Source organism: Sphingomonas mucosissima, assembly GCF_002197665.1.
GTDB lineage: Bacteria > Pseudomonadota > Alphaproteobacteria > Sphingomonadales > Sphingomonadaceae > Sphingomonas > Sphingomonas mucosissima.
The window spans coordinates 256,071-280,124 of record NZ_NBBJ01000003.1; the positions used below are offsets into that span (position 1 = coordinate 256,071).

Genomic DNA, 24,054 nt, shown 5'->3' on the forward strand with positions numbered 1-24,054 from the left:
GCCGTGATGGGCTCTGTATAGAACGTGAGCGCTGGAGGTGTTTTGGCGGAGGCGTGGGCAGGCCGCTCCTCGCTGAGGCAATCTCCGCTTTCCACCAACCTCGAACGTTTCTGCTGTATGCTCCGGCCCTCGCCCCTTACGTGCCGCAGAAGGTCGCGGCGATCCGCTCGTGCGGTTGCGGCGGATCGGCGAGGTCGGCGGCGTCGGGCTGATCCTCATAGGGTCGGGAGAGGACGTCGAGCATCCGGTGGAACGGCGCGAAATCGTCGCGCTCCACCGCGGCGGCGATCATCGCCTCCACCTGATGGTTGCGCGGGATGAATGCGGGGTTCACCCGATCCATCGCCTGCCGCCGGCTCGTCGCGTCCTGCCCGTCTCGCGCCAGCCGTGCGCGCCAGTCGCGGGCCCAGCCGTCAAAGGCGGTCGGATCGACGAACAATGATCGCACCGGCTCGTCCCCGCTGCCATCTTCCGCCGCCGCTGCCTGGCCGAGCTGGCGGAAGAACAGGGTAAAATCGACCTGGTTCTCCGTCATCAGCTTCAGGATCGCCTCGATCAGCGGGCGATCCTCGGGTTCGTGGCCGATCAGGCCGATCTTCGTTGAAAGGCGGCCGAAATAGGCCAGCTCAAAGGCCGGCGCGAAGCCGGCCAAGGCCGATTGCGCCTGCTCCACGGCCGCATCCTGGTTGGCATCGAGCAACGGCAGCAGCGTTTCGGCGAAGCGGGCGAGGTTCCACGCGGCGATGCGCGGCTGGTTGGCATAGGCATAGCGCCCCGCCCGATCGATCGAGCTGAACACGGTGGCAGGATCGTACTGATCCATGAAGGCGCACGGCCCGTAATCGATCGTTTCGCCCGCGACCGACACATTGTCCGTGTTCATCACGCCATGGATGAAGCCGATGGTGAGCCACCGCCCGACCAGCGCCGCCTGCGCCGCGATCACTGCCTCCAGCAGCGCGCGGTAGCGATTTTCCGCCGCCTTTGCAGCGGGATAGTGCCGCTCGATGACATGGTCGGCCAGCAGCCGCAGCGCCTCCTCGTCACCGCGTGCGGCAAAGAACTGAAAGGTGCCGACCCTAATGTGGCTGGACGCGACCCGGGCAATGATCGCGCCGGGCAGCATGATCTCGCGCATGATCGTCTCGCCCGTCGTCACCGCCGCCAGCGCGCGCGTCGTGGGCACGCCCAGCGCGGCCATATATTCGCTCACCAGATATTCGCGCAGCACCGGGCCAAGCGCCGCGCGCCCATCGCCCGAGCGTGAAAAAGGCGTGTGCCCACCGCCCTTTAGCTGAATGTCACGGCGCTTGCCGTCGCGGTCGATCACTTCCCCCAGCAGCACCGCGCGCCCATCGCCAAGCTGCGGCTGAAAATTGCCGAACTGATGCCCGGCATAAGCCTGCGCAATCGGCTCCGACCCATCGGCAATCGCGCGGCCGGAAAGCATGTCCAGCCCCGCCGGGCTCATCAGCCAGTCGGCATCGATCCCCAGCTCCGCCGCGAGCGGCTCGTTCACCTGGATCAGCGCAGGCGCGGGGCTTTCGAGCGGCCGTACTGGGGCGAAGAAGCGCGCCGGCAGGCGGGCGTAGCTGTTGTCGAATGCAATGGCCATGACACTGGGAACCGCCCGCCTCCCGCGAAGTTGCGTGTCGCTGTCGGCGTATCTGATTTCCGATCAGCGGCCCAGCGCCCGGAGCGCGCGATCCACATCCAGCCTGCCGCGCCCCGTTGCCCGATCGGCACCGCGCGCGCCCAGATCATCGGCATGGTCAAGCAGCAACGTCGCCGCTTCGCCGGCCGGGAGATCCGGCGCACGGCTAAGTAATAGAGCCAGCGCCCCGGCGGCATAAGCGACGGAATAGGACGTGCCGGAGGTCAGGTGACAAGTGCGCGTCGTACAGCCGACGATCACTTGGTGACCGGGCGCAACGAGGTAGCGCGTTGCCGTCCCGCCCGCCTTGTTGGTCCAGGCGGCGGCGCGGCCGCGCAGGGTGCTGGCGCCGGCAACGATCATTGCGTCGCCAAAGCGGGGGTCGGCGGCATAGCGCGCTGGCCAGACCGGCTGGTCACCGCCGTCATTGCCAGCGGCCGCCACGATCACCGCGCCGCTCGCCACCGCGCGCTCCAGCGCCGGCTCGATCGCGCGGATCGGGCGCTGTGCCGCCACGGGCAGTCCGATGACGCGCGCGCCGCGATCCACGGCATAATCGATCGCCTCGGCCAACACCTCGGGATCGAAGGCGCAGACGCGCAGGCACGACCCATCCCGATCGGCGCGGATCGGCAGCAGGGTGGCGCCATAAGCAATACCGAACGTCCCAGCGCCGTCGACCCGCGCCGCCAGCAGCGAGGCAACCTGCTCGCCATGCGCGCTGTCGCCGCCCTCCGCACGCCGGTCCGCGACCAGATCAGTCGAATATGGCGAGAGGTGGCTGAACATGTCGAGCTTGGCCGCGGACACGCCAGTATCGATCATCGCCACCACCACGCCCTGACCGGTCGCACCCTTGCGATACGCGCGCGCCGCGCCGGCCGCCGTCACACCCCAGCTCAGCCGCGCTTCCAGGCTGTTGCGGCGCGGAGGCGTTTCTGCAGTGGTGCCGCGCTCGGCGACTCCCAAGGGGGAACCAGGACCGGCGACGGCGGGAAGCGGGCAGATCACCAGGGAAAGAACCGCCGGCAGCAAGGCACCGGCGCGGCGCCACGAACGGAAGTGAGGCACGTCAAAGCTCCAGAGGGATCAGGCGGGAACCTGTCGCGGCAGATGTAAGAAGCCCGCAACTCATTGAAAGAGTGCCGTCTTTCATTCTCTTGCGAGCGGCAAAATGTTACGTTTATGGCTGGCGATCAGCCGGCTTGATCTTTGCGGCGCGCCCATAAATTCAGCCTTGCGAGCTTAGCTCGATGTAGGCTTGGCCGCGCGCAACTTCGTTCGGAGCGACATTGCGAACGGCAGCCGTCCTGGCTGGCGCGGCGCAAACCGCAGCGTGATCGCGCGGGATATCGCGCTGCGCCTTCGCCAACGATAGCCAGCATCTCGCTCGGGCAGCCGAAGCCGATCGTGCGGTACTGCTTGCCGACCTTGGTCGTCTCTCGCCTGCCGGGGGTCGGCAATGGATCGCTGACAGATGACCCTCTCACGCCTGAAGGCAAAGATCCCGCTGCGGCGCGCGCCGCGCCGCCCCGACACGCTGCAGCACGAAGGGCCCTCCGACCCTGCACACCTCCGCCAATAACGCCGCTCCTTCTAGCGGCGCCGGGAGGGAAACGACGGGGACGGAGATGGCCTGCCTGGCGGAACCCTACATGGCAGAACAAGGCGGTGTTCTGGCTCGCTCCGCCGAGCTGTCGCACAGCCGAAGCTTCCCGCCCCTGTGAACTGGCCAGAGGCCCTCGCCGCCATCTGATCCTCGTCGCCCGTACCCGCGCGGGCGTGCCACACCGCGACATCTCCAAAGGTCACGCCGCTGGATCGCAGGCAATCGGCGGCTGCGGCCGCCTGGCGGGAAACCACCCTATAATAAGGCTTTGCAGCCGGGCAGGATTGCCCCCGGTTTGGAGCGTCGCATGTCTGACTCCCTCGTCTCGCGTCTGGAATTCATGGAATTCGATGCCGCCCAGCGCGCCGCGCTGCGGGGCACGCAGCCCGTCATCCGAGCCACCATCAGCAAGGCGCTGGACCGTTTCTATTCCCGTGCCCAGCGCACGCCCGACACCGCCAATTTCTTCAGCAGCTCAGCCCATATGGCCAAGGCGAAGGCGGCGCAGGAAAAGCATTGGACCCATCTCGCCGCCGCCCAGTTCGACAACGACTACTTCCAGAGCACCCGTCGCATCGGCGCCAGCCATGCGCGGATCGGCCTAGAGCCGCGCTGGTATGTTGGCAGCTATGCGCTGGTGATTGAGGAGCTGGTCGCCGGCGTGGCGCGACGCACGCCGTGGTGGCGTCGCTTGATCTCCGTCTGGCGGCCTGCCGCCACCTATGCGGCCACCAACGCGCTGGTAAAGGCGGCGCTGCTCGACATGGAATTATCCCTGTCGGTCTATTTCGAAGAAGCGCAGTCCTCCCGCGAGGCCGCGGTGGCGCAGCTCGATACCGCCCTCGCGGCGCTCGCCGCAGGCGACCTCACCCGCCAGCTTCATGGCATGCCGTCGAGCTTCACGACGCTCGAAGACAGCTACAATGATGCCCTCGGCAAGATCCGCCAAATGATCGTCGCGGTGACGGACGGCGCCGGGCGGATCGACGCCGGTGTGCATGAAATCGCCCAAGCGTCTGAGGATCTCGCCCGCCGCACGGAGGGTAACGCCGCCAGCCTGGAGCAGACCTCGGCGGCGATGATGCAAATGGACGATCGCCTGAAGAACGGCTCACAGGCGTCGCGCGCCACCGTGGTGCGCGCCGACAAGGCGATCGCCACCGTATCCAGCGGCCGCAGCATCGCCGATGATGCGATGCAGGCGATGACGCGGGTGGCGCACTCGGCCAAGGGCATCGACAGCGTCATCGAGGGGCTCGATAAGATCGCCTTCCAAACGCGGGTGCTGGCGATGAACGCCGCGGTCGAGGCGGGGCGTGCCGGTGAGGCAGGCCGTGGGTTTGCGGTCGTGGCCGACCTCGTTTCCGCGCTGGCGATGCGTGCTGAGGAAGAGGCTGGGCGCGCGCGTGACCAGCTCACCTCCACCCAGACCGACATCGGCGCCGCTGTGGAGATGGTTCAGCGCGTGGACGGCGCGCTGGCCAACATTTCCGAAGACGTCAGCGAGGTGCACGTGCTGCTTGGCGCGATGAACAGCGACAACACCGCTCAGTCGGCGGCAATCGGGGAAATCTCCGCCGCTGTCGGCACCATGGATCGCTCTACGCAGCAGAATGCCGCGATGGTGGAGGAAACCTCCGCCGCAGCGCGCAACCTTGCGCAGGAGGTGGTGCAGCTCTCCGATCTCGCGCGCGCATTCCGGACCGAAGCCGGCGGCACGGGCGGGCAGAAGGCGGCGCCTCCCGCTAGCGGCCACCGTTTCGCGCTGGTCGCACCGGCTGAAGCGGATGCGCTCGCCGCCTGACGCGGTCGCTCCCCACGCTTCGGCACAGGGGCGGCAGACAAGCGAAGGATGGCCGGCGGACGTGCTCCCTCCGCTGGACGTCAGTGTTGCACCGCGTCGGCGTCTGGCAGCGCAGCGAGCTGTTCGGCCGTCAGGGTGGTGGACAGATCAGTCTCCCCGCCCGGTTTCACCGGCTGCAGGTTGGCGACCGGCACCTGAACGACGCGCGAGGGATTGCTGTTCTCCAGCCGGACCTTCAGGTGATTGACCTGCCCGTCGTCGCCGCGGGTAACGCCTTCCACCTCGCCAAGCTCGCGACCGTTCGCGTCCACCACATCGGCGTCGAGTAGCTGGGCTTCGCTGAGCCCCAGGGCCGCGACGGCCGCGCCAGCGGCTGCCGCACTTGCCTCTGCAGCCTCCTCGCGCTGGTCCTCCGCGCGCTCCTCGGCGGTGTTGCAGCCCACGAGCAGGGCCACCGAGCCGAGCACCGCGAAAAGAGTCTTGGCCATGGAAACGCCTCCTTCTTCCTTGCGCGCAAGCGCCTATTCTTCGGTCAACGACCTGTTGCGGCGGACCGTTCCGCCCCGCGCAGCGGCTCGACCCGCAGCGTTCCTGCCACCTTCGTCAATTGACGCGTCGCGAAAAAGCCGGAACCCAGCAGCGCACGGCGCAACCGCCGGCGATAACAAAGAGGGAGAAGGACCATGACTGACGAAGTTCTCACGCGGGATCAGGACGGCATCCTGATCGTCACTATCAACCGTCCCGAAGCGAAGAACGCGATGACGAAGGCCGCAGCGGAGGGAATCGCCGCGGCGATGGACCGGCTCGACTCGGAGGACGGGTTGCGCGTCGCGATCATCACCGGCGCGGGCGGGACCTTCTGTTCGGGCATGGACCTGAAAGGCTTCCTGCGCGGTGAAACGCCCTCGGTCCCCGGTCGCGGATTTGGCGGGCTGACAGAAGCGCCGCCAAAGAAGCCGCTGATCGCCGCGGTCGATGGGTATGCGCTCGCCGGCGGGCTGGAGCTGATGATCGCCTGCGACATGGTGGTGGCGAACAGCAAGGCGAAGTTCGGCATCCCCGAGGCGAAGCGCGGGCTGGTGGCGGGCGCCGGCGGGCTCATCCGCCTGCCCGAGCAGATCCCGCAACGCATCGCCCTGGAGCTCGCCGTCACGGGTGATTTCATCGATGCCGATCGTGCCTATCAGCTTGGCCTCATCAACCGTGTTACCGAAGGCGCGGCGCTGGATGGCGCGCTCGAACTAGCCGCGACGATCAGCGCCAATGGCCCGCTCGCGGTGCAGGTGTCCAAGCAGATCATCAGCGAATATCGCACCTGGCCGATCGACCAGCGCTGGGCCAAGCAGGGCGCGCTGATGGGCCCGGTCTTCACCAGCGCGGACGCACGCGAGGGTGCCGCCGCCTTTGCCCAAAAGCGCAAGCCCAACTGGACCGGCAGGTAAGCACTCCGGTGCCCGCGCTATCCCGCGCGATCGCTGATCCGGCCCTGCGCTGACTGGCGCTCAGCGGGGCGGGCACCACCCGCTTCCTTCTCCGATTGCGGCATCGCCGCAGGGTGGCTTGTGGCGGGCAAAACGACGGCCGCGATAGTGTCGCCGGCCCGCTCCGGTGACGACGTCGCAGACAGCTCTGCGTGGCGACGCGGCGCTCGCCGGCGATGGCTTAGCCCGCGCGGCAAGACGCCGCGCCTGAACGGCCCCAGCTTCAACAGCAAGTTTCCTGGAGAGGGCCACTACCTGGGTAGCTGGAGCGTGGCGGTCTTCGGTCATGCTGGCACTCGCCGCACTTAGCTGCGATGGGCGGTGGCACCCTTACGCCGCGCGGATGTGCGCACAAGTCTCGCCGAGACTAGTTCAAGGTAGCAGATTGCGAGGGCGCAAGGCCCGCGCATCGCTCGCCCGCTTTACCTCGCGTGCGCGAGTAGAGGGCGCCGGCGAAGCAACCGCATCGCCCAATTGCGCAAAGATGATTGATTGCACGGCCGACGATCCGCCCGCCGATCGGCAGGCTCTGTCGGTAGAACAGAAGAATTCTGTCCGGCCGGTCAGTGTTTGCACAGGGGCAGCAAGTCACCGCTTGTTAACATGATCAGCCCTACCTCCTGTGATCGTGCCTGCGGAATCGCCCTGATGTTTCTTCGCCCCTTCAAGCAGGTAGTTAATAGCTCCGACGCCTTGTTGCGGCAGCAGTTCGCGCGCCTTCGCACGCAGATTCCGCTCATGTACGCGCTGTTGATCATCAACGCGACTTTCCTAGGGCTGGCGACATACGGCGATGTGCCTGTGGCCCACAGCCTAGGGATGCCGGCAGCGCTTTTGTTGGGCGTGATGGCGCGCGGTGGCCTGTGGCTGTTCCGCAACTTCAAGACGCCCAGCCCCGATCAGATCCGCCGCTACCTGACCGGTACGATCATCGCTTCCGCCATCCTGAGTGTGGCGTTTGGCCTATGGGGGTTCACGCTGCTCGGGGAGGCGCCGCCCAACCGCACCACGGCGATCGCGCTGTTCGTCTTCGTGGGCTCGATCAGCTGCTGTTACTGCCTACAGGCACTGCCGGTCGCCGGACTTTCCGTGCTGGTGTTCGGCGCCATGCCGATCACCGTGCGGTTGCTGGCCTCCGGTGATGGTTATCTGATCGGGGTCGGGCTGACGTTCGTCATGGTTTCGGTGGTGGTGCTGCGAGCGATGGTGGCCAGCCACAATGCCTTCACCACCGCACTTGATGCCCGGTCGGAGATGGCGGAACTGGTCGCTGCGCTACGGGACAGCGACGAACGCTATCGTCTCGCCTCGCAGGCCACGAGCGACGTAATCTGGGACGTGCCGCTCCATGGCGACCAGATCGGATGGAGCAGCGCCGTGGGCTTCACGCTCGGCTATCCCGAGGCGCTGGCAGGCACCAACCGCCAATGGTGGTATGATCGCATCCATCCCGAAGACCTCCCGCGCATCGGCGTGGACGCCGCCTCGCTCAAGGACCGCAACTTTACGCATTGGACGCAGGAATTCCGCGTGCTCGCCGGCTCGGGCGACTATCTCACCATGCGCAGCCGCGGCTTCGTGGTGCGCGATCCGGACGGCCGGGCCACACGCCTCGTCGGCTCGCTACAGGACGTGACCGCGCAGAAACGGTACGAGCACGAATTGCGGCAGGCGGCGCATTACGATTCGCTCACGCGCCTGCCGAACCGCCTGCTGTTCGCCGAACGGCTTGATGCGGCGCTGGCCGACGCGCGGCAGAACGGCGGCAGCGTCGGCCTGATCGTGTTCGACGTGGACCGGTTCAAGACCATCAACGACAGTCTGGGTCATGACGCCGGCGACGCCCTGCTGCGCGAAGTGGCCGCGCGGCTGGAGCGGGTCGCGCCGCCGGGCGCCACGGCGGCACGGCTCGCGGGCGACGAATTCGCGATCATCATCCCCAGCCTGGGCGACAGCGGCATGGGCATGGCCCAGATCGCCGATCTCTTGGCACAGATCTCCAGTCCGATGATGCACGCGGGCAGGCATATCGACGTGAGCCTCAGTGCCGGTTTCGCTGCGGCCTTCCAGGATGGCAGCACCGCCGATGAAATCCACAAAAGCGCCGACCTGGCGCTCTACGCTGCGAAGCGCGATTCGCGCGGCGGCCTGCGCGAATTCAAACGCGACTTGCGTGACGCCGCCGAGCGCGAAAAGCACATGCTGTCCGATGCGCGCGCCGGGCTGCAGGCCGATTGGATCGTCCCTTTCTATCAGCCCAAGATCTGCTTGAAGTCCGGCGCGGTGCTTGGCTTCGAGGCGCTGCTGCGCTGGCACCACCCGCAGCAAGGCTTGCGCTCACCCGCTTCCATCAGCGCCGCCTTCGAGGATCCGGGCACGTCCGTCCAGATCACGGACCGGATGCTGGAGCGCACGATCACCAATATGGCGCGCTGGGCCGATCGCGGCGTGCCCTTCGGCCGCGTCGCCATCAATGGCTCGCCAGAGGATTTCCGACGTGGCGATGTCGCGGACCGTATTCTCACGCGGCTGGCGGACGTCGATCTGCCGCCGTCGATGTTCGAACTGGAGGTCACCGAAACGGTCTTCCTCGGCCAGCTCGCGGAAAAGGTGAGCATCGCGCTGAAGACGCTGTCGGCCGCCGGCATCAAGATCGCGCTGGACGATTTCGGCACCGGCTATGCCTCCCTCACTCATCTGAAACAGTTCCCCGTCGACACGATCAAGATCGATCGCTCCTTCGTGTCCCGCCTCACCATGGTGGACAGCGACGATTCCGCGATTGTCGGCGCGGTGATCGAGCTGGCCCGCAGCCTCGGCATCACCACCGTGGCCGAAGGGGTGGAGACCGCGACCCAGGCCGCGCACCTCATCGTGAAGGGCTGCGACAGCGGCCAGGGTTATCTCTTTGGCCGGCCGATGGCGGCCGAACAGGTTGCCGCCTTCCTCGCGGATTGGGACAGCGAGGCTGTCGCCCGGCTGTGCGGATCGGCCGATTGGGGCGGCGCCGCGATGCAAAGCTATCGCAACCGCTTTTTCTAAGACCCCCTCGGCTGCGGCGCGCGTAACGCGCAAAAACCGCCACTCGCGGTGCGACCGAAGCGGCCTCGCCTGCGTTTGATCGGAATGGCCAGACCATCCAACTCACGCCTCGCTCGGGCAGCGATCATCATCGGGGTGCTTGCAGCCCTGCTCTGGCTCGTCTCATTTATCGGCATCAGCCTAAGCAGCAAGCAGACCAAGGAGAAAACGCCCGAGCCAATCGGCGCGCCGGCTCCTGCCCCACGTTGAAGCCTCGAAGAAGGCAGTGAGTGACGCCCTTCTCGCTTTCTAACAATGCCGTGCATCGCGGCAAGTCTGGTCCGCTCCGGCATCCCCGCATCCTGATCCGGTGCGGCCCGCTCCTGCATCTGACCAAGCCAAGGGCCCTTGGCTCTGCGGCGCGGTTAAACGCAGAGTCTTCACCAACCAGGGAGTGACCTCACCCGATCAGGCGCTCGCGATTGCTCCCGCTACGCGCTCGATCCTGCGTTTGCCGCCTCCCCCGATGGCGCCTTGCCCGTGGAGCCGCGTACCAGCAGGCGATGCGGCAGCCCGACGGCGCGGTCGAGCGGCTGGCGTTCGATCAGGGCAAGCAGCGCGTCGGTCGCGACGTGCGCCATGTCATAGGTCGGCTGGTGAATGGTCGTCAGCTGCGGCCACGTGACGCGCGAGATCAGGCTGTCGTCAAAGCCGGCGATCGACACATGGGCCGGAATGTCTAGGCCATATTCCTTTGCCGCCACCGCAATGCCGGCCGCCATGTCGTCATTGGCGGCAAAGACGGCGGTGGGGCGCATCCGGTCGGCAAACAGGCGGCGACCGGCGGCAAGGCCGGATTCGAACGTGTACATCCCCTCTTCCAGCAAGCGCTCGTCGAACGACACCCCCGCCTCGGTCAACGCCGCGCGAAAACCGGACAGGCGCTGGCCGGTCGAGGGGTGGCCGGGATCGCCTTGCACAAAGGCGATGCGGCGATGGCCGAGATCCAGCAGATGCTGCGTCATCGCCCGTGCGGCTTCAACGTCATCGATGCCCACCATCGGCGAGGCGTCAAGCGCGGTGGTCGGCGCGATCCGCACGAACGGCATTCGTCCTTCGCGCAGCTCCTTCACCGTGCGTGGATCATCGCCCAAGGGCGGGGCGAGCACGATCCCTTCAAGCCCGGATGTGCGCGCAACCTGCAGCAGCTTGCCGGACATCGCCCGCGCGCTCTGGCAGGGAAACAGCAGCAGGCGGAACCGCTCGTCCCGCAGCCGGTCAAGCGCGCCGGTCTGCAGATCCACGACATAGTTCGGGCTGGGATTTTCGTAGAACAGGCCGATCAGGAAGGATCGCCCGCGGACCAGACTGCGCGCGGCGATATTGGGATGGTAATCCAGCGCTGCCGCCGCCTCCAGCACGCGCTTCTTGGTTTCGGCGCGCACGAACGGCTCGTCGTTGAACACCCGCGACACCGTCTTGATCGAGGTGCCGGATCGTTTCGCCACGTCCGTAATGGTTGCCCGTCCGCCCTGATTCGCTGTCGCTTCCATCCTGTCCTTTGTATTCTTCCGACGGGCCGGCGAACGATGCCCCGTCGCACCGCGCCACACGAGTCGCCCGGAGGCGACGCGCGCTAGGCATGTTGCGGTAAATTGACAACGTTGCCAATTCCGAATTAGACAACGCTGTCAGAATGAGAATGAATCAGGGAGTGGGTGTGTGACGAGGCTGATCACTGGACTGACTTGCGTGAGTTATGCCGTTCTTGCGGTAGCCGCGGCGGTCCCGGCCTCCATGGCCCAGGCGCAGACGCAAAATAGCCAGGCGTCGATTACCGCTCAGCCTGCGGATTGGGCCAAGCCCGCCCTCCCCGCCACTGGTAACGCCGCGGTGGAAAAGACGGTGGAGGATCTGGTCCGCCGCATGTCGCTGGAGCAGAAGGTCGGCCAGATCGTGCAGGCGGATATCGCCAGCGTCACGCCCGAGGATGTGTATCGCTATCATCTCGGCTCGGTGCTGAACGGTGGCAATTCAAAGCCGGGGCAAGGGCATCACGTCACCGCGCCCGCCTGGGTCGCTGCCGCGGATGCCTTCTACGCTGCGTCGATGCGCCGTAACGGCAAGCTGCCGCGCATCCCGGTGATCTGGGGTTCGGACGCGGTCCACGGGCACAACAATGTTGTTGGCGCGACGCTCTTCCCCCACAACATCGGTCTTGGTGCGGCGCGCAACCCGGAGCTGATGCGCCGGATCGGCAAAGTCACCGCCACCGAAATGCGCGTGACTGGCCTCGACTGGACCTTTGCGCCGACGCTCGCCGTGGTGCGCGACGATCGCTGGGGCCGCACCTATGAGGGCTTTGGCGAGCATCCGGAAATCGCCACCTCTTATGCCCGGCCGCTGATCGAGGGACTCCAGGGCAAAGTGGGCGATGCCGACTGGCTGCGCGGCGGGCACATCATCGCCACCGCCAAGCATTTCCTGGGCGACGGCGGCACCGCCGGCGGCAAGGACCAGGGCGACACACGCACCGACGAGGCAACGCTGCGCCGCCTGTTCGCCGCGCCATACGTCCCGGCGATCGAGGCCGGCGTGCAGTCGATCATGGTCAGCTTTTCCAGCTGGAACGGCGCCAAGATGCACGGCAACCGTTCGCTGCTGCGCGGGGTGATCAAGGATCACTGGGGCTTCGACGGCTTCCTCGTCGGCGACTGGAACGGCCACGGCCAGGTTGACGAGTGCAAGCCCGACAATTGCTACCAGACGTTCACCGCCGGGCTCGACATGGCAATGGCGCCCGATAGCTGGAAGGGCTTGTGGCAGAACACGCTGGCGCAGGCCAAGGACGGCCGCCTGCCGATGCCGGTGCTCGACGATGCGGTGCGCCGCATCCTGCGCGTGAAGGTACGCGCCGGGCTGATGGAGGCGGGCAAGCCCTCCTCGCGCCCGCTCGCCGGCAAGTACGACCTCCTTGGCAGCGCCGAACACCGCGCGGTCGCGCGCGAGGCCGTGCGCCAGTCGCTCGTTCTCCTCAAGAACGCCGGCAGCGTCCTGCCGCTGAAGCCGGGCGCGCGCATCCTGCTGGCCGGTGATGGCGCGGACAATCTGACCAAGCAGACCGGCGGGTGGACGCTCACCTGGCAGGGCACCGGCACCAGCCGGACCGACTTCCCCAACGCCCACACGATCGCGGAAGGAATGCGCGAAGTGGCCAAGGGCGTCGGTGCCACGGTTGATGTCGCCGCGGATGGGCGCTTCACGCAGAAGCCCGATGTTGCGGTCGTGGTGTTCGGCGAAGATCCCTACGCCGAGTTCCAGGGCGATCGCGCCGATGTCGGCTTTGACGATGCGCAGGACAATCTGGCGCTGCTGAAGAAGCTGAAGGCGGCCGGCGTACCCACCGTGTCGGTGTTCCTGTCGGGGCGCGCGATGTGGGTGAACCCCTATCTCAACGCGTCCGACGCCTTTGTCGCGGCATGGTTGCCCGGCAGCGAGGGCGGCGGCGTGGCCGACGTCCTGTTCGGCAAGGCCGATTTCCGCGGCAAGCTGCCTTATAGCTGGCCGCGTACGTCGGATCAGACAGCGGTGAACGTCGGCGATGCGAACTACAACCCGCTGTTCCCTTATGGTTTCGGCCTGACGCTGAAGGACCGCGGCGATCTGGCGCGCCTGCCAGAGCAGCGCGCATCGCAGGCGAGCGGCGATCCCACGATCCTGTTCAACGCCGGGCGCCCGGGCGGCGGCCGCCGTCTGTTGATCGGCGCGCCGGGCGAGCTGTCGCCCAATCCCGGCCCCGATCTCATCACCGCGCGCGGCGCGGACCGGCGCGCGCAGGAAGACAGCGTGCGGCTGGTGTGGACCGGGCGCGGCAAGGCAGTAGCGGCGATCACCGATACGGCGCCGGTCGACCTGATGCGCGAAACCAATGGCGCGCTTGCCGTGGAGATCGACCTCAAGGTGGATGGCGCGCCGAGCCGCCCCGTCAGCGCAGGCGTCGCGTGCGGCCAGGGCTGCGCCGGCGAGGTGCCGATCACCGCCGCCCTGCGCGCCGCGCTCAAGGGCGAGTGGACCACCGTCGCGGTCCCGCTCTCCTGCTTTGCCAAGGCCGGCGCGGACATGCGCCAGATCACGGCACCACTTTCACTGACAACCGATGGCACGCTCGACATCACCATGTCGCGCGCGCGACTGGTTCAGGCGAACGGCGCGGGCACCGCTTGCCCGAACAACGACTAACAAAAAACAAAAAAGTCCCAGGGGGTTATCATGACCAGAACCACATATCTTCCACTAGCCGCACTGCTTCTCTCCGGCACCGCGCTCCCTGCGTTCGCGCAGGTGATCGAAACACCGCAGCAGGACCAGACCACGCCTGAGGCAGGCGCCGCGACCACGGACGGGGCGAACGACATCGTCGTCACCGCTAACCGCCGCGAACAGAATCTGCAGGACGTCTCGGGTGTCGTTCAGGCGTTCACGTCGGAGGATCTACGCCGCAGCGGCATCACCGAACTGCGCAATCTCTCGGTTGCCGTGCCGGGCCTCAACATTGCCAACCAGGAAGGCAATGTGGAGATCTTCATTCGCGGCGTCGGCTCGTCGAACAACACCGAGCTTGGCGATCCGGGCGCCGCGCCGCACCTCAACGGCTCCTACATCCCGCGTCCGCGCGGCCTTGGCCTCATGTTCTACGATCTGGAGCGGGTCGAGGTGAACAAGGGCCCGCAGGGCACGCTGTACGGCCGCAACGCGCTCGCCGGCACGCTCAACATCATCACTGCCAAGCCGACGTTCGACCGCGTTGCCGGCTATGCGCAGGCCGAATATGGCAATCGTGACAGCTATGCCGCCGAAGGCGCGCTGAACGTGCCGCTCGGCAGCAATTTCGCTGCTCGCGTCGCCGGTTTCTATGTGAACAAGGACTATGGCTTCAAGAACGCGTCGCCCGACGCGCAGGCCAGCCGCCTGAAGCCCGCCGGCCTTGAAGAAAATTACGCCGGCCGCTTGTCGCTTCGCTGGGAGCCGACCGACCGCCTCTCCTTCTCGGTGATCGGTGATTACGGCAGGGAAACCGGCACCGGCTATCCCGGCGCGAACATCTTCGCCGCCGTTCAGGCAACCGGTCTTCGCCCCGAGCAGCTTGATCTGCGCCAGGTCGTCTATCGCGGCCAGCAGGGCGATATGGAGAACGAGCTCTGGGGCGTACAGGGCAAGATCGGCTACCGCTTCGATACCTTCGCGGTCGAGGCGACCGGCAGCTATCGCTCGGTTGACTTCATGCAGTCCAACGCGAGCAGCGAAAGCATCGCATGGAACGGCCGTGACTATTCAACGGTGCAGTTCGATAACTTCTCGAACAACTTCTGGCAGACCAAGTCGCAGAGCCAGGTCTACGAGCTGCGCGCCAGCGCTGACTCCGATCAGTCTCTGCGCTGGAACGTGGGCGGCTTCTACTTCAAGGAAAAGCAGCAGGTCGGCTACATGGCCGTCGCTGACCGCGGCTATTGCTGCTACTCGGGTACCGAATTCACCATGCCGGACGTTGATGGCGAGAGCTTCGCCTTCTTCGCCGATGGCACCTATGACTTTACTGATCGCCTGCGCGTGATCGGCGGGATCCGCTACACCGAAGAAAAGAAGTCGCGCTACGGCATCGGCGGCAACTGGGCGCTGACGCTGGGTGGTGCGGATGGCGCCTGCTGCGTCAGTACGCGCCTGGGCACGGAGGGCTTCCGCCCCGCGCTGCTCGACCGCCCGAACTTCAACGTCTCCGGCCTCACCACGCCGCAGCAATATGCCCAGTTCCTGATCGAGGGCATCAAGACGCCGGGCGCGCGCGACACGCTGATCCGCCAGGTTGGCTCGATCGCCAACGGCAGCAACCCGAACGGCACGTGCTTCACCCGTCCGGACATCGACAACGGCTTTGTCACTTGCCCGGCGAACGGCAGCTTCAGCTTTGCCAATCTGACCATTCCGGGGCAGCAGTTCGGTTCGGCAAAGTTCGACTTCATCGACTATCGCGTCGGCCTGGAATTCGACGTGACGTCGAACAACATGCTTTATGCCAAGGTATCGACCGGGCATAAGTCGGGCGGGTTCAACGACACGTTCGAGACCTCGCCGATTCCGGAGGCGTTCAGCCCCGAAAGCCTGACGGTGTTCGAGGCGGGCTCACGCAACAGCTTCAATGCGTTCGGCCGCCGCGCGTATCTGAACCTCACCGGCTTCTATTATGATTACCAGGACCAGGTGTTCCAGGACCTGACCTGCATCAACTTCGATCAGACGCGGGGCGAGTGCAGCGGCTATTCGCTGGTGAACCGTAATATCGGTGCGTCGCGTATCTTCGGCTTGGAAGCCGAAGCGCGCTTCCACTTCCCGGGCAATTTCTCGCTCGATACCAACTTCGCGTTCCTGGACACGAAGATCACGCGCGGCACGGTCGCTGACGCGCGCGGGCAGGATTTTGATCAAGGCGGCGCTTCGCCCCTCATCGACCTGACGGGCAACCGCCTGCCGCTCGCATCCAAGTACAATGTCAGCGTGAAGCTGGCGCAGTGGTTCGACGTTGGTCCCGGTCGTCTCGATTGGCAGGCGCTGCTGAACTATCGCTCATCCTACTTCCTCTCGCAGTTCAACGAGAAGGACATCGTCTTCCTCGACGGCGAGCGGCAGAACGCGCTGCAGGCGGGCTTCCCCGATCGTCAGGTCGGCTACACCACGCTGAACCTCGGCATTGGCTACACGGTCGGCAATTACCGGCTGGAGGCTTGGGCATCGAACTTCACCGATCAGCAGGCGTCCACCAAGGCGCTGGTCGGCTCGGCGCTCAACATCCGCTTCCTGAACGATGCGCAGAGCTACGGCGTCCGCGCGCGCGTGAACTTCTAAGGCTCTGGCGGGTCACGGCGCCAGCGCATCCGCGCCCGGCGCCGTGATCCTCCGGATCGCGGCCGCCACCCCCTCTGGTCTCCCCTCTCCCCTGATCAGCCCCGGGTGGCGGCTCGCGTATTATCTGACATACCTATCGCGCGGCCCGCTTCGCGCTTCTCGCGGCCTTGGCGCTCTCGCCTCCGGCCTCCGAGCCAACTCCCTCGACAACAGGCCCCCACCGCCGCAATCTCCGCCGCGTATGGCCGCAGGCCATGCTGTTGATGGGGGAATTAGCGTGTCCGCGAAGCTTGCCGCGTTGCTCCTGGTCTCAATCGCCGCCACGCCGATCCGTGCCGACGCGCAAAGCCGCCAGAACTACGACGCAGCGCTCACCAACTTTCGCCAGATCCATCGCAGCGAGATGGCGCGCGGGAAGATCGTCGGCAGCAGTTTCTATTTCCTGCGCGATGGCAGCACCATCGTCGCTGACCATGCCGGCTACCAGGAAGCCGAAGCCCGCATGCCGGTGGACGCGCGCACCATTTATCATTGGGCATCGATCACTAAGACGATGACGGGCATCGCCATCATGCAGTTGCGCGACCGCGGCCTGCTCTCGCTGGACGATCCGATCACCAAATACGTCCCCGAGCTTTCGGCCGTTCACAACCCCTTCCCGGACGCCGGCCCGATCACCCTTGGTCACCTCATGAGCCACAGTGCCGGCTATGGCGGCCCGACCTGGCCCTGGCGCGACGCGGCGTGGCAGCCGTTCGAGCCCGCGCGCTGGTCGCAGCTCGTCGCCATGCTCCCCTATACCCGCCTTCAGTTCCGCCCCGGCACGCGCTTCAGCTATTCCAATCCCGGCATCGTCTATCTCGGCCAGGTGATCCAGCGGCTCTCCGGCGAAGATTACGAAGTCTATATCGACAAGAACATCCTGAAGCCGCTGGGCATGCACGACAGCTATTTCGATCGCACCCCGCCGCACCTGCTGCCGCACCGTGCGCACAGCTATACCATCCGCGATGGCAAGCGCGTGGCGGCGCCGTTCGATGTCGATACAGGCGTCACCGTGTCCAACGGCGGCCTCAACGCCCCAATGCCGGATATGGCGCGCTATGCCGCCTTTCTGCTCGGCGATCCAGCGCAGGCTGCGGTGCATGATCTGGTGCTGAAGCGCGCCTCGCTTCAAGAAATGTGGACTCCGCAGATCGCCGCCGGCGAGGATTTCACCCAAGGCCGCATGGCCGAGACCACGAAGAGCGGCCTCTCCTTCTTCCTTGACGAAGGTGGCGGCGGAGATGCGCCCTTCACCTTCGTCGGCCACAACGGCGACCAGAACGGCTTCCGCGCCTATCTCAGCCTCTGCCCGTCAAAGAGGGCGGGCAGCATCCTCGCCTTCAACACCGAGACCCGCGGCGTCCAGAACAATCCGACGAACCGCGACGCGCCGGAATCGCGCATCGCCCTCGCTACCGGTGCCTTGTGCGAGGCGCTGCCGGAAGCGACCGACGCACCGGCGCGCTGAAGCCTCAGGCGCCAACCACGTTTTCTTTTGTTCTGGCGAGCGATCGTCAGCCTACTTTCGCAAGCGTTCGCTTTGCCGACCTGCTGCAACGCTCGAACCCAGCAGCCATTCCTGAAGCCCGCAGCCTAAAGCTCTTCCAGCTCGACAACCTCGAATTCATAGCGGTGCCATCCGCGCTGTTGCGCAGCTTCCGCCGCCGCTGCTTGCTTGCCGGTCGCCTCGCGCAGCGATTTGGTGTGTCCCCAGAAGACTTCGGTGCGACCGCCCGTCAGCTGCGCGACGATGCGCCAATAATGGGTGAACGCGCTCGCTGTCGGGCCGATCGTCTTGACATAGCCGTCGGCCATCGTTGCCCGGAGCATCCGCTTGCGTTTCGCCATTGCCCTTCTTGCACCTTATCGTTTCCCGCAAACGAGCGGCCAAGTTGCACTAAACGCGCCTGCCGAGGCGAGCGCGCCTAGAAATGCGCGACATAGCCGCCGTCCACGGCCAGCACCTGTCCCGTGACATAGGAAGCGGCGGGCGAGGCGAAGAACAGCACCGCGCCGGCGATTTCCGCGGGTTGCCCCCAGCGGCCAAGCGACGTGCGCCGCGCGAGATGGTCGGCGATCGCCGGATCGGCCACCATCGCGGCATTGGCGTCCGTTGCGAAAAAGCCGGGCGCCACCGCATTCACCGTGATGTCGCGCGGCCCCAGTTCCGCGGCCAGCGCGCGGGTCAGCGCCTCCAGCCCGCCTTTGCTCATCGTGTAAGCGGCATCGCCCGACCGGGCGATCGGGCCGGCGATCGAGGTGATGTTGATGATCCGCCCCCCCGCCGGCATCCGGGCGGAGAGCTGCCGCGCCAGGTCGAACGGCGCAACAAGATTGATCTCCAGCAGCCGCCGTACCGCGCCGCGATCAAGCTCGGCGAGCGGGCGCCGGTCGCGTCCGCCGGCGTTGTTGACGAGGATGTCGATCGGCTCCGCCCGCGCCGCAAAGGCCGCCGCCGCGTCGTCGCGCGTCAGATCGGCCGCGACGACCGCACAAGTGCCGCCCGCCCGGTCGATCTCCGCCGCTAGCGCCTCCGGCGGCGCCGCCTGGCGTCCGTGCAGCAACACATGCGCACCCGCCTGCGCCAGCGACCGCGCAATCTCGCGCCCCAGCCCGCCACCAGCGCCAGTCACAAGCGCGGTCTTGCCGGCCAGCTGCGTCTCGCTCACGCCCGTCTCCTGCAGCACCCGCCGACCATGGCCGGTACCGCGGATGCCATGGCGCGATCCACCGCCGCCCTCAAGGCTTGCGGTTGCTGCGCATCGCAAAGCTGGAGGTAATCCGCGACACGCCGGGCAGCCGCGACAGCACGTCGCGGTGAAAGCGCGCGTAATGATCCATGTCGGTGATCTGCAGCCGCAGCAGATAATCGCCGTCGCCCGTCAGCAGATACCATTCGCGGATCTCGGCATGTTTGCGCATCGCCGCTTCGAAGCGGGTGAGGTATTCCTCCGTCTGCCGCTCTAGCTCCACTTGCACCAGCGCCACCGTGCCTTCGTCGGGATCGCTGCCGGCGATGACGGCGGTATAGCCGCGGATCACGCCGCTTTTCTCCAGCAGCTTCAGCCGCCGCAGGCATGCCGATTCCGACAAGCCGACCTCACGCGCCAGCGCGCTGTTGGTGATCCGTGCGTTGAGCCGCAGCTGGTTGAGGATACGCCGGTCGACCGCGTCGGGCATCTCGCTAGATTCCTGTTGGGCGTTCGCAGGAACTGCGAAGATTGCGCGCATGTAGCAGCTTCCTGTCGCAGATTCGGTCACAAATCCGCAACCACTTCATTCATGATGCGGGCGGGAGAAACGTGGCAATGATCGATCGTGCAATGCGGCGACAAGTGACGGGCGGCGGGCGACCCGCGGATGTGGCGGCGGCACGATGAGGGTCGTAATCCTCGGCGCGGGCGTGATCGGCGTCACCGCGGCTTATTACCTCCAGCGCGCCGGCCATGAAGTGGTCGTCGTCGATCGCCAGCCCGGCGCGGCACTGGAGACGAGCTTCGCCAACGCCGGCGAGGTTTCGCCTGGCTATGCCTCCCCCTGGGCGGCGCCCGGCATTCCGGCAAAGGCGATCCGCTGGCTGCTGATGCACCACGCGCCGCTGATCCTGCGGCCCAAGCCGAACATGGCGATGCTCCGCTGGCTCACCGCGATGCTGCGCAACTGCACCGCGCCGCGCTACGCGCTGAACAAGAGCCGCATGGTTGGCCTCGCCGAGTTCAGCCGGGACGAGCTGGGGGCGCTGCGCCGGGATCTCGGCATCGCTTATGACGAGCGCACGCAAGGCACGCTGCAATTGTTCCGCACGGCCAAGCAGCTGGCGGGCAGCGCAAAGGACGTCGACGTGCTGCGCTCCTATGGCGTGCCGTTCGAGCTGCTGGACCGCGAAGGGTGCGTGCGCGCCGAGCCAGGGCTGGCCGCCGCTAGCGATCGCTTCGTCGGCGGTTTGCGCCTGCCCGGCGACGAGACCGGCGATTGCCACCTGTTCACCACCCGCCTTGCCGATCATCTGGCGCGCACCGGCGTCGAGTTCCGCTTTTCCACGGCGATCGCCGGGATCGACAGCAATGGAGCGGCCATCACCGGCGTTCGCACCGATGCGGGCGTGATCCAGGGCGACGCCTATCTGGTCGCGCTGGGCAGCCATTCGCCGCAGCTCGTCCGCCCGCTCGGCATCCACCTGCCCGTTTATCCCGTGAAGGGCTATTCGGTCACCGTGCCGATCGCGGATCCGGCGGCGGCGCCCGTCTCCACACTGCTCGATGAAAGCTACAAGATCGCGATCACCCGCCTGGGCGACCGCATCCGCGTCGGCGGCATGGCGGAGATTTCCGGCTACGACAATTCGCTGCCCGCCCGGCGCGAGGCCACCTTGCTCCATTCGCTCAACGATCTGTTCCCGGGCGCCGCCCAGCCTGGGCCGACCAGCTTCTGGAGCGGTCTGCGCCCGATGACGCCCGATGGCCCGCCGATCATCGGCGGCACTGCGCTGCCCAATCTGTTCCTCAGCACCGGCCACGGCACCTTGGGCTGGACCATGGCATGCGGCTCGGCGGCGGTGATCGCGGCGATCATTGGGGGCGAAACGCCGCCCATCCCGGTCGCCGGGCTGGGGCTCGATCGTTACCGCGGATAAGGAACGGCAAGCACTTTGCGCCGGTTATCAAGACAAACCGCACGCGTACAACAATGAAACGCGGCGGAAAGGCCGTGCCGAAACTTACTTTTATTAAAGGACTAGTGAGCACTCCCCGTACGCGGCTATAGCGCGTCGCATTCAGGCCGGCTTGCCGTGATGGACGCAGCAACGGGCCCGACGGGGGGAATAATCATGGCTGATGAGGTACAAGCAGCGCCGCAGGTAGTGTCGCTGACGTTCGACTATGACAATCGTTACGCGCCAACGGTGCGCAACTATAGCCACATCGGCCTGGTGCTCGCGGACCGGCTGGAGTCGGGCCAGTCGGTAAGCCTCACCCTGGGCAACCAAGTCCTTGAGATCACCAGCGTGGACACGCAGAGCGACGGCACCCGCACCATGGTCGCCACCGCAGGCGATTACGCCATCGTGCTTGAGGTCACCATCAGCGGCGGCGGCCGGGAAATCGGCTTCTTTGTACCCCACTACCTGCTGAGCAACACGCCGGTGCTTACCGCCACCGCATCGGTCGGCGGCGATACGGCGCCGATCGTCACCACGACGCCTGTTGAAACGGTGGACCGCGCCGATTTCCAGTTCTCGCAAGGCCGGATCGACAATTTCGTCGTGCATAATTCGAGCGGGCGCAGCGAAATGCTGCTCGACACCCGCTCCACCCAGCTCGCGATCGTCGATTTCGGCGCGCTCTGGTGCGGGCCGACGCAGCTGTTCCAGCGAACGCTGACGCGGGTGCAGGAGCAGATCGGCGATGCCTTTGACATGAAGAGCGTGCTCTTCGAGGCGGCGCGCGGGGTTTATGCAACAACCGCGGAAGCCGCGGTGCAGGAACATGCCTACCGCCTGCGCGGCGACATCTTCACTGTCTCCGCCGATGATGCGGTGCAGGCGACATTGCGCAAGGACCTGGGCGTCGAGGGCTTTTCGCCGCAGCTGGTGATCGATCAGGCAACGGGCGAGCTGCTGGGGCAGGTCGGCGGCAGCGTGAGCCTGCCGGTCGACATGTATATCGACCAGATCCGCAGTAATCTCGCCGGCGTTATGAGCTATGTCGAATCGCTGGCCGACACGCCCGGCATCGTGCGCGCCGGAACGCGCGGATCGGACGTGATGGCTGGTAGCGTGCGCGCCGACCGGCTGAGCGGCGGCGATGGGCGCGATTTCATTGACGGCGGCTATGGCAATGACGTGCTGATCGGCGGCGGCGGCGACGACGTGCTGATCGGCGGCGAAGGCGACGACATTCTGCGCGGCGGCGCGGGCAATGACCGGCTCGTCGCAGGCAATGGCTTCAACACCCTGGATGGCGGCGAAGGCAATGCCGACGTTGCGGATTACCAGCAGAGCGACGTGGCGATCGAGGTTCGCCTCAACGAGAACGGTCGCGGCGTGGTGCGCGTCGGCGACGAAGTGCGCGACCGGCTGATCGGCATCGAGCAGGTGTGGGGCGGCGTCCACGACGACCGGCTGACCGGCTCCGCGCGTGGCGAGGTGATGTATGGCGGGGGCGGCAATGACGTGATCCGCACTGGCGGCGCGCGTGCAGGTGAGGTTGATATTGTCGCGGGTGACAATGGTGACGACGTCATCATTTTCGAAGGCGGAAGAATTGAGGCCGATGGCGGCTGGGGTGAAGATATTTTCATTATCAAGAGCGGTACGATCTACATCCAAGACAATGACACTAACATCGACACCCTGGATTTTTCTCAGGTGAAGTACGGCGTAGAACTCAGCCAAATTATGGGCGGCAATTTCTTTAGCTCGGCCGAGCCGCGCGTCATTGACGAAACCTCGTTCAATGGCTTCATTTCCGCAATTGATCGGGTAATCGGCACGCGCTTTGCCGACATCATGTCGGCCGATGAAGACGGCGCGATCTTCTTTGGCGGTGGTGGCGCGGACACGCTGTCCGGCGCCGAGGGAGACGACGAGCTATATGGTGAGGCAGGCAACGACATACTGTTTGGTGGTGGCGGCGACGACATCCTGCTTGGCGGCGACGGACGGGACACGATCGACGGCGGCGACGGTGACGATCTGATCGCTGGCGGCGCGGGCGCGGATATCCTGACCGGCGGCGCGGGTCATGACGTTTTTGTCTGGGATGCCGACCATTTGTCCGGCCGCGACACGATCACCGATTTCACCCGCGGTGAGGACGTGATCGACCTGTTCAACCTTGGCGCGCTGACGTTCCAGGGCCGCAAGGGCTTCACCGGCGCGGGCAACGGCGAAGTTCGCTTCCGCTCACTGGGCGAGGACACGCTGATCCAGGTGGATATCGACGGCGACGCCTCGGTGGACATGTCGATCCTGCTGAACGGCCAGCACATGCTCGCCGCAGGTGACTTCATCCTGGCGCAGCCTGATCTGATCGGCTGATCGGCTACACGCGGGTCAGCGGATGAAATATCCGCTGACCTGCCAGCCGTCCGCCTCTCGTGACAGCACAATCGTCTCGATCGCGTGCGCGCGCTTGGTGAAGCGCGCCTGATAGGCGAGGACGCGATAATTGCCGTCGGGCACGCCGGGCAGCGTTGCTGTCTTGGCCGTGCTTCGCAGGCGGCGGGACACCGGCGCCCCGAACGGTTTGCGGGCTGCCTGCACCATTTCGCGCCATTGCGCCGCAGTGAGCTTGGTCCTGAATATCGGTGCTGCCGCACGCCAGCTCTCCTCAAGCCGGCCGGTATCGATCAATTCGATCCATCGCCCGGCCGCGGATACGGCCTCGCTCTCGCCCGCGTCGGCGGCCGCCCCAACGTCAGCAGGCACCCGTGCCGCGCTTGGGGCAGGCGGCGCCGCCTGATGCAGCCCAGGCGCCGCGAGCGCCAGCGCTGTCATGAAAAACGACATGATCGGAACCTCTCCACTCGGCCGGGGCGC

Annotated in this window: 16 protein-coding genes; 8 read left to right on the forward strand and 8 right to left on the reverse strand. The window is 66.1% G+C overall.

Translation table 11 applies throughout. From position 1 onward, the window contains the following. Positions 1 to 136 precede the first annotated feature (136 nt). Both SPMU_RS10985 and SPMU_RS10990 read right to left on the reverse strand, forming a co-directional pair. Positions 137 to 1,615 carry a protein adenylyltransferase SelO gene (locus tag SPMU_RS10985; protein ID WP_088333917.1) on the reverse strand — a complete coding sequence of 493 codons (1,479 nt, stop codon included), beginning with the start codon at positions 1,613 to 1,615 and terminating at the stop codon, positions 137 to 139. Positions 1,616 to 1,678: 63 nt separating this feature from the next. Further along, the gene (locus SPMU_RS10990) at positions 1,679 to 2,725 is read right to left on the reverse strand and encodes a S8 family serine peptidase (protein ID WP_140418456.1); all 1,047 of its coding nucleotides are present in this window, start codon (positions 2,723 to 2,725) and stop codon (positions 1,679 to 1,681) included. Between the two features lie 845 nt (positions 2,726 to 3,570). On the opposite strand from SPMU_RS10990, the gene SPMU_RS10995 reads away from it, so the two are divergent. After that, the gene (locus SPMU_RS10995; RefSeq protein ID WP_088333919.1) at positions 3,571 to 5,067 is read left to right on the forward strand and encodes a globin-coupled sensor protein; all 1,497 of its coding nucleotides are present in this window, start codon (positions 3,571 to 3,573) and stop codon (positions 5,065 to 5,067) included. Positions 5,068 to 5,147: 80 nt separating this feature from the next. Here SPMU_RS10995 and SPMU_RS11000 read toward each other — a convergent pair whose 3' ends face one another. Then, positions 5,148 to 5,555, reverse strand: coding sequence for a hypothetical protein (locus SPMU_RS11000; RefSeq protein ID WP_088333920.1), 408 nt, complete (start codon positions 5,553 to 5,555; stop codon positions 5,148 to 5,150). A 195-nt stretch (positions 5,556 to 5,750) separates the two neighbouring features. Between SPMU_RS11000 and SPMU_RS11005 the strand changes: the two genes are divergently transcribed. Continuing rightward, a complete protein-coding gene (locus SPMU_RS11005) occupies positions 5,751 to 6,512 on the forward strand; it encodes a crotonase/enoyl-CoA hydratase family protein (protein ID WP_088333921.1) in 762 nt (253 codons plus the stop codon). 777 nt (positions 6,513 to 7,289) lie between these two features. Beyond that, the gene (locus tag SPMU_RS11010) at positions 7,290 to 9,593 is read left to right on the forward strand and encodes a putative bifunctional diguanylate cyclase/phosphodiesterase (protein WP_169715691.1); all 2,304 of its coding nucleotides are present in this window, start codon (positions 7,290 to 7,292) and stop codon (positions 9,591 to 9,593) included. A 470-nt stretch (positions 9,594 to 10,063) separates the two neighbouring features. Here SPMU_RS11010 and SPMU_RS11015 read toward each other — a convergent pair whose 3' ends face one another. After that, entirely contained in the window at positions 10,064 to 11,125 is a 1,062-nt protein-coding gene (locus tag SPMU_RS11015; RefSeq protein ID WP_088333923.1) for a LacI family DNA-binding transcriptional regulator, read from the reverse strand. A gap of 199 nt (positions 11,126 to 11,324) precedes the next feature. Here SPMU_RS11015 and SPMU_RS11020 point away from each other — a divergent pair, with 199 nt between their 5' ends. The 3 genes from SPMU_RS11020 to SPMU_RS11030 all read left to right on the forward strand — a co-directional run bounded on the left by SPMU_RS11020 (position 11,325) and on the right by SPMU_RS11030 (position 17,982). Then, positions 11,325 to 13,811, forward strand: a complete 2,487-nt coding sequence (locus SPMU_RS11020) for a glycoside hydrolase family 3 protein (RefSeq protein WP_342746445.1) — start codon at positions 11,325 to 11,327, stop codon at positions 13,809 to 13,811. Between the two features lie 30 nt (positions 13,812 to 13,841). Continuing rightward, positions 13,842 to 16,469, forward strand: coding sequence for a TonB-dependent receptor (locus SPMU_RS11025; RefSeq protein WP_088333925.1), 2,628 nt, complete (start codon positions 13,842 to 13,844; stop codon positions 16,467 to 16,469). A gap of 277 nt (positions 16,470 to 16,746) precedes the next feature. After that, positions 16,747 to 17,982: a serine hydrolase domain-containing protein gene (locus SPMU_RS11030; protein WP_169715692.1), complete on the forward strand. Its 1,236-nt coding sequence runs from the start codon at positions 16,747 to 16,749 to the stop codon at positions 17,980 to 17,982. Positions 17,983 to 18,107: 125 nt separating this feature from the next. Here SPMU_RS11030 and SPMU_RS11035 read toward each other — a convergent pair whose 3' ends face one another. The 3 genes from SPMU_RS11035 to SPMU_RS11045 form a co-directional block, all read right to left on the reverse strand. Next, entirely contained in the window at positions 18,108 to 18,362 is a 255-nt protein-coding gene (locus SPMU_RS11035; protein ID WP_088333927.1) for a hypothetical protein, read from the reverse strand. Positions 18,363 to 18,439: 77 nt separating this feature from the next. Then, entirely contained in the window at positions 18,440 to 19,183 is a 744-nt protein-coding gene (locus tag SPMU_RS11040) for an SDR family oxidoreductase (RefSeq protein WP_088334123.1), read from the reverse strand. Between the two features lie 70 nt (positions 19,184 to 19,253). Further along, on the reverse strand, positions 19,254 to 19,694 hold the full coding sequence (locus SPMU_RS11045; protein ID WP_088334124.1) for an Lrp/AsnC family transcriptional regulator: 441 nt from the start codon (positions 19,692 to 19,694) through the stop codon (positions 19,254 to 19,256). 196 nt (positions 19,695 to 19,890) lie between these two features. Between SPMU_RS11045 and SPMU_RS11050 the strand changes: the two genes are divergently transcribed. Together SPMU_RS11050 and SPMU_RS17400 are read left to right on the forward strand one after the other, a co-directional pair. After that, positions 19,891 to 21,147 (forward strand): D-amino acid dehydrogenase, encoded by a 1,257-nt coding sequence (locus SPMU_RS11050; RefSeq protein WP_088333928.1) that lies wholly within the window; start codon positions 19,891 to 19,893, stop codon positions 21,145 to 21,147. A gap of 195 nt (positions 21,148 to 21,342) precedes the next feature. After that, positions 21,343 to 23,553 carry a calcium-binding protein gene (locus SPMU_RS17400; RefSeq protein WP_169715693.1) on the forward strand — a complete coding sequence of 737 codons (2,211 nt, stop codon included), beginning with the start codon at positions 21,343 to 21,345 and terminating at the stop codon, positions 23,551 to 23,553. 15 nt (positions 23,554 to 23,568) lie between these two features. On the opposite strand, the gene SPMU_RS11060 is transcribed toward SPMU_RS17400, so the two are convergent. Beyond that, positions 23,569 to 24,024: a DUF4019 domain-containing protein gene (locus SPMU_RS11060; protein WP_088333930.1), complete on the reverse strand. Its 456-nt coding sequence runs from the start codon at positions 24,022 to 24,024 to the stop codon at positions 23,569 to 23,571. Positions 24,025 to 24,054: the final 30 nt, after the last annotated feature.